Raw genomic sequence first — 15,615 nt, 5'->3', positions numbered from 1 at the left:
CGCCGTCATCGTGGAGGCGACGGTCACTGCTCCTCGACCTCCACCGTGTAGTCGTGGATGGTGGGGTTGGCGAGCAGTCGCTCGGCCATCTCGTCGGCGCGGTCGGCGGCCGCCTCGGCGGAGTCGGCGTCGAGGTCGACCTCGAAGCGGTCCGCCGAGCGGAGGTCGCCCAACTCGAACCCGAGCCGTTCGAGCGCCTCCTGGGTGCGTTCGGCCTCGGGGTCCAGCACACCGCGCTTCAGCCGGACCGTCACGACGGCGGTGTAGGCGGTCATGTCTGAGGGCGGGTGGCGCCCGAACAAAACGGTTCTGTTCGGCGGAGCGGGGCGGGGGGACCGAATCCCGGAGCGGGCTACTTTTGCCGACCGGGGCGTTCGGAGGGGTATGAGCAGCCTCACGAGCGCGGCGGTGGTAGCGTGACCCGCCAGTACACGGAGATCGTCGTCGTCGGCGGCGACAAGAAGGGGCTCATCGCCCGGGTCACGTCGCTGCTGTTCGAGCGCGGCATCAACATCGAGGACCTCGACCAGGCGGTCCGTGACGGCGTCTTCCGGATGACGCTCCACGTCGACACGGACGAGATGATCGTCAAGGACGAGACGCTCCGGGACGACCTCCACGACCTCGGCGAGGAGCTCGGCGTCGACATCCAGGTGCGGTTCCCGAGCGACCGCCAGACCGACCGCGTGGCCGTGCTCGTGACGAAGGAGTCCCACTGCCTGGAGGCGCTGTTCGGCGCCCGCGAGGAGGGGGAACTCGACGCCGAGATCAGCGTCGTCATCGGGAACCACCCGGACCTGGAGCCGCTGGCGGCCGAGCGCGGCGTCGACTTCCACGACGTCGGCGACGAGAAGGGTGTCCCCGACGAGAACCGCCTCCTCGACCTGCTCGCCGAGTACGAGATCGACCTGGTGGTGTTGGCGCGGTACATGCGCATCCTCAGCCCGAACGTCGTGTTCCGGTACGAGAGCCGCATCATCAACGTCCACCCGTCGCTGCTGCCCGCCTTCCCCGGCGCCGAGGCCTACCGACAGGCCCGCGAGGAGGGCGTCCGCGTGGCCGGGGTCACGGCACACTACGTCACCACGGACCTCGACCAGGGGCCCGTCATCACCCAGCGCGCGTTCGACGCGCCCGCCGGCGCCGACGTGGAGACGCTGGAGCGCCGCGGCCAGCCACTCGAGGCCGAAGCGCTGGTCGAGGCCGTCCGCCTCCATCTGGACGACGCGGTGTCGGTCTACCACGGCCGGACGGAGTTCCGCGACGAGGTCGACCGGTCGCAGTACCAACTCGGCCTCCCGGACGAGGCCCAGTCGCTCCGACCGAGCGAACCCGTCGACGGGGACGGACTGGAGGAGTACGGCGCCGACGCGGAGGCGCCCGCCGAGGACGACTGAGCCCGTCCCAGGAGTCGATCAGATCCCTCGTGCGCGCTCGACGGCGTCGGCCAGCGACGGCGCGTCGAACAGGTCCCGGTCGAGATAGGCGTTCGCCCCCGCCGTGTAGAGGTCGCTCATCGCTTCGACCACGCCCTCGGGGAGCGGCTCGGGGTCGCGCTCACAGCGGTCGCGCCAGTCGGCCACGTCCTCGCGCTTGGCGCGCTCCTTTGCCTCGTCGACGGCCGCGACCCACTCGGGCTGCTCGCGCTTGTGGTACTGCCGGACGACTTCCTTGGAGACCTGCTGGCCGTCGTGGGAGAACCGGTTCTCGTCGAACGTGCCGACCACGTCGGCGACCCGAACCTCCCCGCTCACGGCGTCGCCGTTCGCTCGGGGCGTCTCCGACGCCCCGCTCTCGACGTAGATACACTCGATCTTCCCGTCCTCGTGTTTCAGCCCGGCCTCGTCGGCGCGCTCGGTGACGAGCCGGTTGACCTGGCGGGCGACCCGCTCCAGTTCGTCGATGTCGGCAGCGCCGGCGATACGGTCGGCCTCTGCGCGGTCGAGGTAGCGGTCGGACTCCTCGAACTTCGTCGAGAACTCGACGAGGGGTGTGGGCAGGTCGACCGGCTCGTCGGGCCACGACCCGGAGAGGCCGAACTCCGAGGGGTCAGCCCGGGACCGGAGCGACGACCCGACGGGGATCGTGTTCCGGAAGACGATCTCCAGCGGGACGACGTAGTTCCCGCCGGCCGCGTCGTGGAACGCGTCGTAGTCGTAGGTGCGACCCTCGTGGGGGAGGTCGGGTACCCGCGAGAGGTCGATGGCCATCTGGCGGGGTGGCTCGTCGGCCTCGGCCAGCGGGACGACCTCGCCGGCGCTGTCCACGGCTTCGCCGTTCGCTCGGGGCGTCCCCGACGCCCCGCTCACGACCCCGCGGTAGTGCGTGGGGACGCCCTCCGCCTCGAGCAGTTCGAAGTTGGCGGCCCCCATCGCGCAGAGCGAGGCGCCCTTGCCGGGGATGGGGTCGGGCATCTTCCCCCAGTCGAAGACGGAGTAGTCGTCCGTGAACGCGAACCGGCCGCGGCCGAGCGCGGACGGCGTCGCGGCCGCTTCGATGACGAACTCCTTGACGCTGGTCATGCCCGGCGGGTGGCGGGCGGCCGGCAAGGGGTTTCCCCTTCGGCGCCGGGCCGCGGGGTCCTCGCGACACCGGACGGCTTTTCGACCCACCAGCCGTATCAGAGGGTGATGACCGATCCCGAGGCGTCGCCGCCCGACGCGGCGGACGCAGGGACCGCCACGACAGGCGAGGCGGCCCCCGCGGGCGAGACGGAGTCGGCGGCCGACCCAGCGGCGGCGGAGTCGGGCCCGGCCGTGGCCGACGAGGACGCCTACTCCGGACTGCTCGGGACGTTCCCCTTCGCCTTCCGGCGGACCGAGTCGCGTCTCTGCAAGGCCTACGTCGCCATCGGCGGGCTGCTCGGGGCCGGTCTCGCCCTCTTTTTCACCATGGCGCTGGTAGTCCAGGTGTTCGCCACGCTCTCGGGGACCGGCGGGCTGTTCACCTTCTCCCGGGCGCTGTTCATCCTCGTCGGCCTGTTCGTCGTGGGGCCAGTGCTGGCACCAACCCTCCTCGTCGCGCGGCGGCACCGCCGGACCGGTAGCAACGCTGGCTACGACCGGCTGCTCGCGGCCTCCGGGTTCGGCTTCCTCGCGTCGCTGTACCTCCTCGCCGTTGGCGCCGCGTCGCCGGACCTCCGGGACCCGGCGACGGCCGCGGGCCCGCTCGAACCGCTGGTGGCGGCCCTCTACGCGCTCCCGCCGGCCGCCGCGCTGGTCTTCCCGCTGGCGGCGGCGGCCGCCATCGCCGCCGCGCACCGGTACGCGCGCTGAGGGGCGGGCGGCGGTCACGTCCCGGTCGCCCCGGCGGGCCGGGGGCCGGCGGAACGGTTTAACGCCTCGGGCTGCTCTTGCCGTTCGATGCAGGACGGGTTGCGGGGGCGGATCCGGTCGACCTGGCGCCGACTGCGGCGGCTGGAGCGCCGGGAGGTCCGGAGCTTCCGCGCCTGGCTGGAGCACACGAACAACCTCATCCACCTGTCGGCGCTGCTGTTCGTCCCGCTACTGATGGCGGCGGTCACCTTCCTCTCCGGGCAGGTCCGACAGCTCTCCTTCCTGCTGTTCCCGCCGCTGGCGGCCGGGGCCTACACGCTGTTCCATGATCCCGACGGGCAGTTCGCCTCGCCGCGCCGGTTCGTCGGCGGCCTCACCTTCGGCGCGGTGGCCGGGCTCGCGGCACTGAACGTCGCCGCCGCACTGCAGGGGACCGCCGCGAACGCCCTGCAGGTCACCCCCGGGAGCGCCGCGCTGGCGGTCCTCATCACCGGCGCGGGGACGTGGGCACTCGACCTCGAGGAGCCGGCGGCGTTCTCGACGGCGCTGCTGGTGCTTGTCACCCGGACCGACCGCCTGACCTACGTCCTGAGCGTCGCCACCTCTAGCCTGCTCGTCGCCGGCGTCTTCCTGCTGTGGCGCGAGCGGTTCTTCGAGCGCCGGGCGCGCTACCTCTACGCCTCGACCCGCGGCGACGACCGTGTCCTCGTCCCGGTTCGCGGCACCCACCCCGAGGAGACCGCCCACCTCGGCGCCCGTATCGCCGCCGCACACGAGGGAGCGAAGGTGGTACTGCTCGGGCTGATCGACCCCGGGGAGGCCGCCACGGCCGACGGGTCCTCGGGCGACCACGCCGAGGGGTCCGGTGAGGAGTCGGTCGCCGCCCTCGGCGGCGACGACGGCCCGACCCCCAGCCCGGACGGCGGCAACCCCCCCGACCACGTGACCGTCGAGCCCTCGGCCGAGACCGCCGCCGAGCAGCTCGCGACCGCGGCCTCGGCGATGGACCTGGAGTCGCGCGCCGCGGAGATAGAGGCGAGTTACGACGTCCCGACGGAAGTGCTGGTCGCCGAGAGCACGCCGGAGTCCCCCGGCACCGCCATCATCCAGGCCGCACACGACACGAGTTGCGACCTCATCGTCACCCCCTACGAGCCCGACGACGACCGACTGGCGCCGCACGTGCGTGAGCTGTTCGGCAGCGACACGGACACGCTGGTCCACCGATGTGCCGACCCCGATGCCCCCGACACGACGGCGTGGCGCGACGTGCTGGTGCCCGTCCGGCAGGCCGGCGACGTGGCACACAAGATGATCGACTTCGCCATCCGACTGGCCGGCGACCGAGGGCGGATTTCAGTCTGCCACTGCGTCGGGAGCGAGCGCGACCGGCCCGACGCCGAGCGGATGCTCGGCGATCTCGCCGAGACCGCGAACGGCGCCGTCGAAACCCGCGTCGCCCGCGGGGAGATCGTCGACTTCCTGACCAGCGCCGCCCCCAGCTACGACCTCATCATCATCGGTTCCTCGGCCGACCGCTCGGCCGCGTCACGGTTCATCTCGCGCCCGACGTTCGAGCGCGTGGACGAGCTCGACTGTGATTTCGCGATCCTGGACCGCAATTTCAAGCTGTAGGGGGTTATCGCTCGAAGGTTCCGATCGGGGCTGTGGAATGCGGTGTCGGTGGATAATCAGTCCCTCAGATGGAACGACAACGGCGACGCCGGAGCCCCCCGGCCGTGCTCCCGGCGGCCTCGGATGTGAGCCGAGCGCGGTGCGGCGACCACGGAGACGAGCACAGTGAGTCCCTCGGAGGCCGAGCGCCGGAGCGGAGACGTCTCCGTGGTCGCCGTTATCATAGGAGCGGGGTGGAAGCGGTCCCGGATCCGGCGGTTGGGACCCCACGCGCACACCTGCCACGGACTCGCAAGCGTTTAGTCCGCGCTGGCCCGGAGAGGAGACATGAGTGACCAGTCGGACGACACCGCGACCGACGGGGGCCACGACGATGCCGCGGCCCGCGCGGAACTGCTGGACCTCCTCTGTGAGAACGCCCGCTACGCCACGGCGGATCTGGCGCGGATGACCGGGCTCGACGCCGAAGCGGTCGAGGCGACCATCGCGGACCTGGAGGCATCGGGCGTGGTCCAGGGGTACGCCGCGGTCGTGGACTGGGAGCGGGCCGAGTCGGTCACGGAGTCCGAGCACGTCCACGCGCTGGTCGAACTGAACGTGTCGCTGGACCGCGAGACGGGGTACGAGGACATCGCCGACCGGCTGGCGCAGTTCCCGGAGGTGCAGGCGCTGCGGCTCGTTTCCGGCGACTACGACTTCGCGCTGGAGGTCGAGGAGGAGTCGATGGGGAAGGTGTCCCGCTTCGTCAGTGAGAAGGTGGCGCCGGTCCCCGAGATCACGCAGACGGTGACCCACTACGTGATGGACACGTACAAGGAGGCGGGCCATCGCTTCGAGGAGACCGGTGACGACGACCGGCTCTCGGTCACGCCATGAGCCTGGACGACCCGGGGGCCGAGACCGAGGCGGAGGAGCCGCTGACCCCCTCCCGGCGGGTGCAGGAGACGCCGCCGTCGGGCATCCGGCGCTTCTTCGAGCTGGCCGAGGAGATGGACGACGTCATCTCGCTGGGCGTCGGCGAGCCGGACTTCACGGCGCCGTGGAACGCCCGCGAGGCGGCCATCGCCTCGCTGGAGCGGGGCCGGACCTCCTACACCGCGAACCGGGGGATGCGGGAACTCCGCGAGCGTATCGCCGACGACGCCGAGCGGTGGAACCTCTCGTACGACCCCGACGAGGAGGTCATCGTCACGGCGGGCGCGAGCGAGGCCATCGACGCGGCCTTCCGGGCGCTGGTGAACCCGGGGGACCCGGTCGCGGTCGCGGAGCCGTGCTACGTCTCCTACGACCCGGGTGTCCGGTTCGCGGGCGGGGAGCCGCTGCCGGTGCCGACCCGCGCCGCGGACGAGTTCAAACTGACCCCGGAGGTGCTGCGCGAGGCCGGTGCCGAGGAGGCGGAGTTGCTGGTCTACTGCTACCCGAACAACCCGACCGGCGCGACGATGAGCATCGAGGAGCTGGCGCCGGTCGCGGAGTTCTGCCGGGAGCACGACATCGGCGTCCTCTCCGACGAGATCTACGCGGACCTCACCTACACCGAGGACCACGCCAGCATCGCCGCGCTGCCGGGGATGCGCGACCGGACGGTCGTCTTCAACGGGTTCTCGAAATCGTACGCCATGACGGGGCTACGGCTGGGCTACGCGATGGGGCCCGCTGGCGCCATCGAGGCGATGAACCGCATCCACCAGTACACGATGCTGTCGGCGCCGACGACGGCCCAGTACGCGGCCATCGAGGCGCTTGACTCCTGCGGTGACGAGGTGGCGGAGATGCGCAAGCAGTACGACCGCCGCCGCCAGTTCGTCCTCTCGCGGTTCGAGGAGATGGGGGTGGACTGCTTCGAGGCAACCGGCGCGTTCTACGTGTTCCCGGAGGTCCCCGACCCGTGGACGGACGCCTCGACCTTCGCCGAGGAGCTGCTCGAGGCCGAATCAGTCGCGATGGTCCCCGGCGACGCGTTCGGTTCCGGCGGGGACGGCCACCTGCGGGCCTCCTACGCGACGGGACTGGAGGAGCTGAAGCTGGCGATGAGCCGCCTGGAGCGGTTCGTCGAGGGGGCCCGCTGAGGCGGGTCAGCGGCCGTCGCGATTCCCGGCAAAATATGTCGGAGTACCGCCCGGTCGTCCAGTTCAGGGAAGCGGTCGGAGAGCGTCTGAGGCGGCTATAAACCGCCCCGGGCGGAGCCGGAAAAGTGGGCGTAATTTATACTCCTACTCGCGCCAACCCGTTTGGCAATGGCTATCGACGAGGCTGACGGCGGTGACCCGGAGGGGATGGAGGCCGCCGTCGATGACGTCGAGGGGGGGCCTGCAACGACCGGCCCGTACGGTTGGGAGGCGTTCAAAGAGGAGTACTACTACGACGGGAACGGGGCGCCGCCGACCGACAGGAACGGCGAGCGAATCCCGTTCGAGCCGGAGGAGCACCTCGGGTTCGACCCCGAGCGGACCGAGGGGCGGCTCGCCGCGGCCGGCGATGTCGGCGAGGCGCTCCACGGCATCATCGAGGACCGGACGGTCGACGTCCACGAGGACGTCGACGAGGACGCCTTCTTCTCCGACGCCGACGGCTCCTCGACGGTCGTCACCCGCTACGACCTGGAGAAGGCGGTCCCGCTGGTCAAGAAGTCCCACTTCCGCGAGGTGGACCGCTACTGGGTGAACAAGCCCTACGCCTTCGTCATCATCTTCCACTCCGAGAAGGAGAACGAGAAGAAGTACTACCCCATCGAGCCGCATCTCACGCCCATCGAGGCGGACCTGCGCGAGTTCCTCTCCTCGAAGCTGAAGACCGCTATCAAGTACTCCAGCGACGACGTCATCGTCGAGGGGGGTGAGGACGCCCGCGCGAACGTCATCGAGGACGAGACCCGCAACCTGCTGAAGCGGTACGACCTCTACGCGGCGGGTGCCGAGCCACGGCCGAACGGCAGCAGCGGTGGGGGCGTCGTCTCGAAGGTGAAGGGGATGCTCGGCGCGGGGGGCGACGCCGACGACGAGGGGACGCTCGTCCCCGCCCGCGAGGTGCGGGTCCGGCCGGAGCCAGCGGTCATCGAGGAGGACCCGGAGACGCTGAACCGCTACCAGATCGACAAGCTGCTCTACCTGCTGCGGCGGGACTTCATCGGCTTCGAGCGCATCGACGGTATCAAGCACGACATCAACGTCGAGGACATCTCCGTCGACGGCTACAACTCGCCGGTGTTCGTCTACCACTCCGACTACGAGCAGCTCATCTCCAACGTCTACCACGGGGAGGAGGAGCTGGACGACTTCGTCGTCAAGCTGGCCCAGCGGTCGGGGAAGGGCATCAGCAAGCGCCAGCCCCAGGTCGACGCGACGCTGCCGGACGGGTCGCGTGCCCAGCTCACCCTCGGCAAGGAGGTCTCCGACCACGGGACGAACTACACCATCCGGCAGTTCAAGAACGTCCCGTTCACGCCGGTCGACCTGATCAACTGGAACACCTTCTCGCTGGACGAGATGGCGTTCCTCTGGCTCTGCATCGAGAACCACAAGTCGCTCATCTTCGCCGGTGGAACGGCCTCGGGGAAGACGACCAGCCTGAACGCGGTCTCGCTGTTCATCCCCTCGAAGGCGAAGATCGTCTCCATCGAGGACACCCGCGAGGTCGAACTCCCCCAGCGTAACTGGATCGCCTCCGTGACGCGGCCCTCCTTCTCGGAGGGCGACAAGGGCGACGTCGACGAGTTCGACCTGCTGGAGGCGGCACTGCGGCAGCGGCCGGAGTATATCGTGATGGGCGAGATCCGTGGCGAGGAGGGCCGGACGCTGTTCCAGGTCATGTCGACGGGACACACCACCCTGACGACGTTCCACGCCGACTCCGTCGGCGAGGTCATCAAGCGGTTCACCACCGACCCTATCAACGTCTCGAAGACGATGTTCACGGCGCTGGACCTCGTCTCCATCCAGACCCAGACGCGGGTTCAGGGGCGGAAGGTCCGCCGGAACAAGTCCATCACCGAGATCAACCACTACGAGCCCGAGAACGACGAGATCAACGTCCAGGACGTCTACCAGTGGCAGGCCGAGACCGACACGTTCCTGCAGATGGGCGAGTCCAACACCCTGGAGAGCATCATGTTCGACCGCGGGTGGGACCAGGACCGGCTGAACGAGGAGATCTTCCAGCGGAAGGCCGTCCTGGCCTACCTCATCGAGAACGGGCTCAACACGTACACGCAGGTCGCGGCGACCCTGCAGGCGTTCATGAACGACCAGGAGACCATCCTGGGGCTGCTGGCGGGCGACCAGCTGGAGCGGTCGCTGGAGGACCTCCGGGAGATGGAGTCCGTCGAGATCGATATCGACCCGAACAAGGAGGAGATGGTCCCGCGGCCGGACGCGAGCGAGGAGATGCTGGAGGAGACCGGCGAGACGCTCCGGGACGCCGAGGAGATGCTTCGGGGCTACCAGGGCAGTGGGAGCGGCGACCTCGCCTCGGCGCTCGACCTGCCGGCCGATGCGGGTGGCGGCGAGCCGGCCGCGGCCGACGGCGGCGAGAGCGATGAGTTCGACTTCGGCGGCTTCGCCTTCGACAGTGACGACGAGGAAGCGGGGGGTGGATCCGAGTGAGTCTCGACACGGCGGGCGGCGCGGGCGCGGGCACGGGCGGTTCGTACGGCGAAGGCGGCACGCTGAGCGACCTGTTCTACCCGCTGTACGACCGGCTGTTCGACGACGACGGCGATTTCGTCTCGAACGTGGAGACGAAGCTGGCCGAGGCGCGGATGTCCGAGACCGTCGAGATCTACCTCTCCCGTTCGCTCGCGGTGGGGGTCGTCGTCGGGCTGGTCCTGTGGCTGCTGGGCGTGTTCACCGGCTGGTTCGTGTTCACGGTCCTGCTGAGCGACGTGCCCATCCTGCTGGGACTGCCGGTCGGGGAGTCGACGGCGGCGACGCTGAACGCGGTGAAGGTGCCGGCGTTCGTCCTCATCACCGGGGTCGTGATGGGGCTCATCGGGTTCGGCCTCGGCTTCGGGTCGATGGTCGCCCGCCCGTACATGACCGCCGGCGAACGCAAGCGCGAGATCAACGTCCTCCTCTCGGACTCGGTCTCGTTCATGTACGCCCTCTCCGTGGGCGGCCTGAACCAGCTCGAGATCCTCGAGGCGATGGCCAAGGCCGACGACACGTACGGCGAGGTGGCAAAGGAGTTCCAGTCCATCGTCCTCGAGACGGAGTACTTCGACACGGACTACCGGACCGCGGTCCGGAATCAGGCCCTGGAGACGCCCTCCGACGAACTGAGCCAGTTCCTCACGGATATGCTGTCCATCATCAACTCCGGCGGGGACATGGAGGGGTTCCTCCAGGACCAGAAGGAGAAGCAGATGCGGACCTCGAAGCAGGAGCAGGAGATGGTGCTGGAGACGCTGGAGCTGTTCGGCGAGATGTTCATGACGCTGTCGCTGTTCCCACTGTTGCTCATCATCATCCTCGTCATCATGTCGATGCTGGGCGAGGCCCAGGACTTCCTGCTGATGGGGACGGTGTACGGACTCATCCCGCTCATCGGCGCCGGCTTCCTCGTCCTCGTCTCGACGGTCGTCCAGGACGAGGTCGGCGACGGCTATCTCGAACCCGAGGACGCGGACGCGGCCGCCGAGAACTCCGCGATGTTCGACCTCGGCGTGGTCAACAACTACACCGGGGAGTACGGGCTGTTCGACCGCGTCAAGTCCCGCGAGGGCACCTACGAGCTGATGGAGATCGTGAAGGCGCCCCACCACTTCTTCCGCGACCACCCGCTGGCGGTGCTCGGCCTGACCCTGCCCATCTCGCTGGTCGTCCTGGCGTACACGGCACTGGCCGGGCTGGCGCCGACCTCCTGGGAGGGGCTCAAGGGCAACCCCATCCTCGGGACGTTCTTCTGGCTCTACGTCCCGTTGTACGTCAACTTCATTCCGCTGACGGTGTTCTACGAGTGGAACGTCCGGTCACGGCGGGCCATCACCGACAAGCTCTCCGACAACCTCCGGAAGCTCTCCAGCGCGAACGATACCGGGATGACGCTGCTGGAGTCGATCCAGGTCGTCTCGGACACGTCCTCGGGCAAGCTGGCCGACGAGTTCGAGACGATGTACGCGAAAGTGAACTACGGGACCAGCCTGAAGACCACCCTGGTCGAGTTCAACAACAAGTACCACATCCCGCGGCTGGCCCGGACGATGAAGCTCATCTCGAAGGCTCAGGAGGCCTCGTCGCAGATCACGCAGGTCCTCTCGACGGCGGCTCAGGCCTCCGAGAACCAGGACGACATCGAGCGGGACCGGAAATCCCGGACCCGGATGCAGACGGTCATCATCATCATGACCTACATGACGCTGCTGGGCGTGATGGCTATCCTCAAGGTGAAGTTCCTCGACGTGATGGCCGGCCTCGCACAGCAGGCCTCCGGCGGCGGTGGCAGCGGTGGCAGCTTCAGCGGCGGCGTGGACGTGGACCAGCTGAACATGCTGTTCTTCCACGCGGTCACCCTGCAGGCCATCATCAGCGGCTTCATCGCGGGCTACATGCGCGACGTGAGCCTCATGGCGGGACTGAAGTTCGCGGTCGTCCTGCCGACGTTCGCGCTGGTCACCTTCATGTTCCTCTGATGCGGGCCAGAGCCCCCCCGTTCGGCTCCGACCCGAGTCCGGGCCGGACGCCTCTGACGCCGGGCGCGACCGCGCCCAGACGACGCTCGATTTCGCCGTCGGCATGAGCATCTTCCTGCTCACGGTCGCGTTCGTCTTCACCTTCGCCCCCAACATCGCCGAACCGTTCTCCGACAGCGGCACGGAGAACACCGTCGTCGCGGATCGGGCCGCCAGCCAGCTCGTGGCGGGGACGCTCGCGGACCCTGACCGGCCGTACGTGCTGGACAAGGCGTGTACCATCGCCTTCTTCGCCCCGGAGAATCTCGACGGCGACCCGGACAACGACGCGGACCTGAACAGCTCGAACGACGACCAGCTGACGCGGGACCGGTTCGACATCTCCCGCGCCGACCTCTGGACGGACAGCGACTGCAACTTCGAGGTCGCCAACGGTTCCGGTGACTCGGACTACCTCCACGCGCGGCTCGGGGTCGCCGGAATCGCTGCGGACGGCAGCGTCGACCGGGCGCTCTCGCCCGGGTTACAGATCGAGATCAGGGGCGATGCCGACGACGATGGGACGCCGAACCTGCTCTGTCTCGAGGCGAACGAGGACCCGGACTCGAACCAGTACCCGAACGTCACCTCGACCATCGTCGAGTCGGCCGACGGGGCCTTCGATACCGGGGACGACTGTGGCGCCTCGGATGGCGACTACGACATCCCCTTCCAGGCCGGCGAGGACCCGCCCGAGGATAGCGGTTCGGTCGTCGTTGCCCGGCGGATCGTGACCATCGACGGGATCCGGGCGACCGTGTTCGTGAGAGTGTGGTAGCGATGGACGGTACGTATAACAACGCGACGGCCGTGGTGGCAACCGATATTCCGGTGGAACTCGCATGACCGACGACCGCGGCCAGGCACACACGCTGGAGGGAGTCATCGCGGCCATCCTGCTCCTGTCGAGCCTGACGTTCGCCCTGCAGGTGACGGCGGTGACGCCGCTGTCGGCGAGTACGTCCAGCCAGCATATCGAGAACCAGCAGCAGTCCGTCGCGGAGGGCGCGCTGACGGTCACCGCCGAGAACGACGACCTGAAGGACGCGGTGCTGTACTGGAACGAGTCGGGAGAGAACTTCCACGACGCGACGCGGGGGTTCTACGTGAGTGGCCCGCCCCCGAACGAGTTCGGTGAGACCCTCTCGATGGCGTACAGCGGGCGCGGCATCGCGTACAACGTCTACGTCTCCTACCAGACCACCACCGGCTCCTGGGTGGACCAGTCGATGCTCTACCGGGGTCGCCCGAGCGACAACGCCATCAGCGCGAGCCGGACGGTGACCATCTACGACGACGACTGTCTGGTCGATGCGGACAACACGACGGACACGGGGTCGTGTCTCGACGACCCCAGCGTCGCCGACAGCTTCTACGCCAACGACGTGTCGGACAGCGGCGTGTTCAACGTGGTCCGCGTCGAGGTGGTCGTGTGGCGCATGTGACCGGGCGCTCCCGGGGTCGCCTCCGGGGACGGGCACAGCTCCTTGTCGTCGGGGCGATACTGCTCGCCGTCGTCCTGGTGGGCCTGGCACTCGTGCTGAATTCGGCCATCTTCGCGGAGAACCTCGCGACCCGGCAGAGCGACGCCTCGGCCTCCGACGTCCGGGCCTTCCGGAGCGCGGCGGTCGCCGGGACCGGTGCGGCCATCGAGAGTTCGAACCGGGCGGCGGCCGGCGCCCCGTTCGCGCAGCTCCGTGACGACGAGTACCAGCCGCGTGTCGAGACCCTCTCCTCGCGGCTGGCGAGCCGGCGCGCACAGTCCGGGACGCTCGTCGGGGTGACGACGACCGACAGCCGGGCCGGGACGCAGCTGGTCGACGACGACGCGAGCGGTGATCTGCGCCCCCACGACGGGGGGGTGACGAACTGGACGATGGCGCCCGGGGCGCACGTGCGAGCGTTCGACCTGACCGTCACACCGGATCCGGGGACCACGCTGGGCGACCTGCTGACCGGTGGGAGCGGCGACGCGTTCGTCGTCACCCTGGACCCGGCGACGGCGCCGGCCCACGAGGTCGCCGTCTACGAGGACGGCGGCGTCCGGGTCGCCGTCAGCGAGGTCGGGTCGGACACCGTCGAGGAGTGCGACGTCTCCGGGGGGACCGTGAACCTCTCCCTGACGGGCCGGCCGACGGCCGACGGTGCCTACTGCGACGCGCTGGAGCGGGTCGCCACGACCACCGGCACATACGACGTGACGGTGACGAACGGTGACCTGGCGACCGGAACGTACCGCCTCGTGGTCGACCGGACGGACGGACCGACCGCCGCCGAGGCGGCGCTGGACGAGCAGGTCGACCGTCTCAACTACGGGACGGCCTGTGAGTCGAGCGACACCTACGCGAACGACACGGCCGACAGCCCGCACAGCGTGCCGGCAATCTACGCCGGGACGGTCGAGCTCCGGTACCAGGACGCCCAGGCCACGAGCCGGACGACCAGTCGGGTCGTGCCCTCGCAGGCCGGCGACGGCCTCACCACGCCGGTCGTGACGTCGCTCTCGGTGGCCGACGACTCCGCCGGCGATGAGGCCTCGCTCACGGTCGACTGGGCCGTCGAGGACCCGAACGGGGACCTGGATTCGGTCACGGTGGACGTCACGGACCGCAACGACAGCGACGGCCGGGCGGAGACGACCGGCGTCGCCGACGGGAGCGGCTCCGGCAGTCTGAACTTCACTGACGGCGGGGACTTCGGGGACGGGTACGAGGTGACGGTCACGGTGTCGGACGGGACGGACGAGCGGTCGCGAACGGTCCGTCATACCGCTGACGGCGACGACGCGGGGTGTCCGCCGTGAGCGACGGCCGCTTCGAGGCGCCGAAAGGTATACTCCACCCCACGCTAAATGACTGGACAGTCACGAATGCGAGACCGTACCACGGGAGGCGCCGACCGGGCGCAACTCATCCTCGTCGGCGCGCTCGCGCTCGCGGTCACACTCGTGGGTATCGCCCTCGTGCTGAACTCGGCCATCTTCGCGGAGAACCTCGCCACCCGCTCGAACCAGGGGGAGGCGGGGCAGGTGGACTCGTTCGAGCAGGCCGCGTCGCAGGGCGGTGCCGGCTCGGTCGCCTATCTGAACACGAACAACAGTTCACACTCCACGTACGGCGACCTTGAGGACGACTTCCGAACCACCATCGGGGCGTGGTCCGGACTCCAGATCCGCGACAGGGCCCGCAGGGGGCAGTACGTCGACGCGGAGTACGTCGAGGGCTCGATGGTGAACGGGACCCGCGTTATCCAGGACGATGGCGGGGAGTTCACGCCACGCGAGAGCCCGATACTGGACGACGTGGTCGACCTGGTCACCGATTCGAGCTGGGCTCTGACCCCACAGGCGTCCGACATCCGGGACTTCACCATGACGGTCCGGCGCGACGGGATCGGGGACGGGACCACGGTCTACGCCGAGGGCAACGTCCCGACCTTCCTCGGGAAGCTGACCACGTCGACCAGCCTGTCGGCCGACGACCCGAGACCGTTCACCGTAGTCTACGACGTCACCGACGACGGGTCGTACAACCACGCGGTCGCGGTATACCGGCCGGCCGACACGGACGGCGATCCGAACGACGTGAAGTTCACCTACTACAACACGAGCACCGGCTCGACGACGACTTGCGAGATCGACGACGCCCCGGCGACGTTCGACGTGGACGTCTCCGGCGCTGCCGTGGAGGGCGGGGAGGGAGCCTGCGAAGCGGTGTTCGACTTCCAGTCGGAGATGGCGGACCCGTCCCAGCTGATATTCGTCGAGAGCGAGGCCATCGAGGGCGGCTACCAGTTCATCGCGGCGGGGACGAAGGGGGAGTTCAGGAACGACTACGACAACAACCTGCTCGACTCGTTCGGCTCCTACGACTTCGAGTCGTACTACTACCGCCACTCCGACGGGCACGGCCAGAGCTACACCGAGGCCAGTCCGTACGTGGAGCCGGCCATCTACTCGGCGGAGGTCGGGCTCAACTACCGGTCCTCATCGGTCGGGTACAACACGACGGTCAGGGTCGCCCCCAACGAGCCGGAGTGATA

General features: G+C 69.0%; 12 protein-coding genes and 1 pseudogene. 11 read left to right on the top strand and 2 right to left on the bottom strand.

Going from position 1 to position 15,615, the window contains the following annotated elements; all coding sequences use genetic code 11:
- Window positions 1–23 precede the first annotated feature (23 nt).
- Window positions 24–275 carry a phosphoribosylformylglycinamidine synthase subunit PurS gene (gene purS, locus DP107_RS14420; protein WP_144262838.1) on the bottom strand — a complete coding sequence of 84 codons (252 nt, stop codon included), beginning with the start codon at window positions 273–275 and terminating at the stop codon, window positions 24–26.
- A 141-nt stretch (window positions 276–416) separates the two neighbouring features.
- Here purS and DP107_RS14415 point away from each other — a divergent pair, with 141 nt between their 5' ends.
- Window positions 417–1,397 carry a formyltetrahydrofolate deformylase gene (locus DP107_RS14415; protein ID WP_144262837.1) on the top strand — a complete coding sequence of 327 codons (981 nt, stop codon included), beginning with the start codon at window positions 417–419 and terminating at the stop codon, window positions 1,395–1,397.
- An 18-nt stretch (window positions 1,398–1,415) separates the two neighbouring features.
- Here the strand turns inward: DP107_RS14415 and DP107_RS14410 are convergent, their stop codons facing one another.
- Entirely contained in the window at window positions 1,416–2,522 is a 1,107-nt protein-coding gene (locus DP107_RS14410) for a phosphoribosylaminoimidazolesuccinocarboxamide synthase (protein ID WP_144262836.1), read from the bottom strand.
- A gap of 108 nt (window positions 2,523–2,630) precedes the next feature.
- Here DP107_RS14410 and DP107_RS14400 point away from each other — a divergent pair, with 108 nt between their 5' ends.
- The 10 genes and pseudogenes from DP107_RS14400 (at window position 2,631) to DP107_RS14355 (ending at window position 15,613) form a co-directional block, all read left to right on the top strand.
- Window positions 2,631–3,275 carry a hypothetical protein gene (locus tag DP107_RS14400; protein ID WP_238330887.1) on the top strand — a complete coding sequence of 215 codons (645 nt, stop codon included), beginning with the start codon at window positions 2,631–2,633 and terminating at the stop codon, window positions 3,273–3,275.
- Window positions 3,276–3,362: 87 nt separating this feature from the next.
- The gene (locus DP107_RS14395) at window positions 3,363–4,910 is read left to right on the top strand and encodes an HPP family protein (protein ID WP_144262835.1); all 1,548 of its coding nucleotides are present in this window, start codon (window positions 3,363–3,365) and stop codon (window positions 4,908–4,910) included.
- Between the two features lie 327 nt (window positions 4,911–5,237).
- A complete protein-coding gene (locus tag DP107_RS14390; protein WP_144262834.1) occupies window positions 5,238–5,786 on the top strand; it encodes an Lrp/AsnC family transcriptional regulator in 549 nt (182 codons plus the stop codon).
- A complete protein-coding gene (locus DP107_RS14385) occupies window positions 5,783–6,979 on the top strand; it encodes a pyridoxal phosphate-dependent aminotransferase (protein WP_185977329.1) in 1,197 nt (398 codons plus the stop codon). Before DP107_RS14390 ends, DP107_RS14385 begins: the two co-directional genes overlap by 4 nt.
- A gap of 168 nt (window positions 6,980–7,147) precedes the next feature.
- On the top strand, window positions 7,148–9,511 hold the full coding sequence (locus tag DP107_RS14380) for a type II/IV secretion system ATPase subunit (protein WP_144262833.1): 2,364 nt from the start codon (window positions 7,148–7,150) through the stop codon (window positions 9,509–9,511).
- On the top strand, window positions 9,508–11,535 hold the full coding sequence (locus DP107_RS14375; RefSeq protein WP_144262832.1) for a type II secretion system F family protein: 2,028 nt from the start codon (window positions 9,508–9,510) through the stop codon (window positions 11,533–11,535). The genes DP107_RS14380 and DP107_RS14375 overlap by 4 nt, the downstream gene beginning before the upstream one ends.
- A 76-nt stretch (window positions 11,536–11,611) precedes the next feature.
- Window positions 11,612–12,352: pseudogene (locus DP107_RS14370) on the top strand (DUF7287 family protein); the annotation flags it as partial.
- A 64-nt stretch (window positions 12,353–12,416) separates the two neighbouring features.
- Window positions 12,417–13,019: a DUF7288 family protein gene (locus DP107_RS14365; RefSeq protein ID WP_144262830.1), complete on the top strand. Its 603-nt coding sequence runs from the start codon at window positions 12,417–12,419 to the stop codon at window positions 13,017–13,019.
- Complete coding sequence (locus tag DP107_RS14360; RefSeq protein ID WP_144262829.1) at window positions 13,016–14,377, top strand: DUF7261 family protein; 1,362 nt, start codon at window positions 13,016–13,018, stop codon at window positions 14,375–14,377. The genes DP107_RS14365 and DP107_RS14360 overlap by 4 nt, the downstream gene beginning before the upstream one ends.
- A gap of 66 nt (window positions 14,378–14,443) precedes the next feature.
- Window positions 14,444–15,613: a DUF7261 family protein gene (locus DP107_RS14355; protein WP_144262828.1), complete on the top strand. Its 1,170-nt coding sequence runs from the start codon at window positions 14,444–14,446 to the stop codon at window positions 15,611–15,613.
- Window positions 15,614–15,615 lie beyond the last annotated feature (2 nt).

The organism is Haloglomus irregulare (assembly GCF_007421925.1).
In the GTDB taxonomy this organism is placed as follows: Archaea; Halobacteriota; Halobacteria; order Halobacteriales; family Haloarculaceae; genus Haloglomus; species Haloglomus irregulare.
This window is presented reverse-complemented; position numbering and strand designations above follow the sequence as displayed.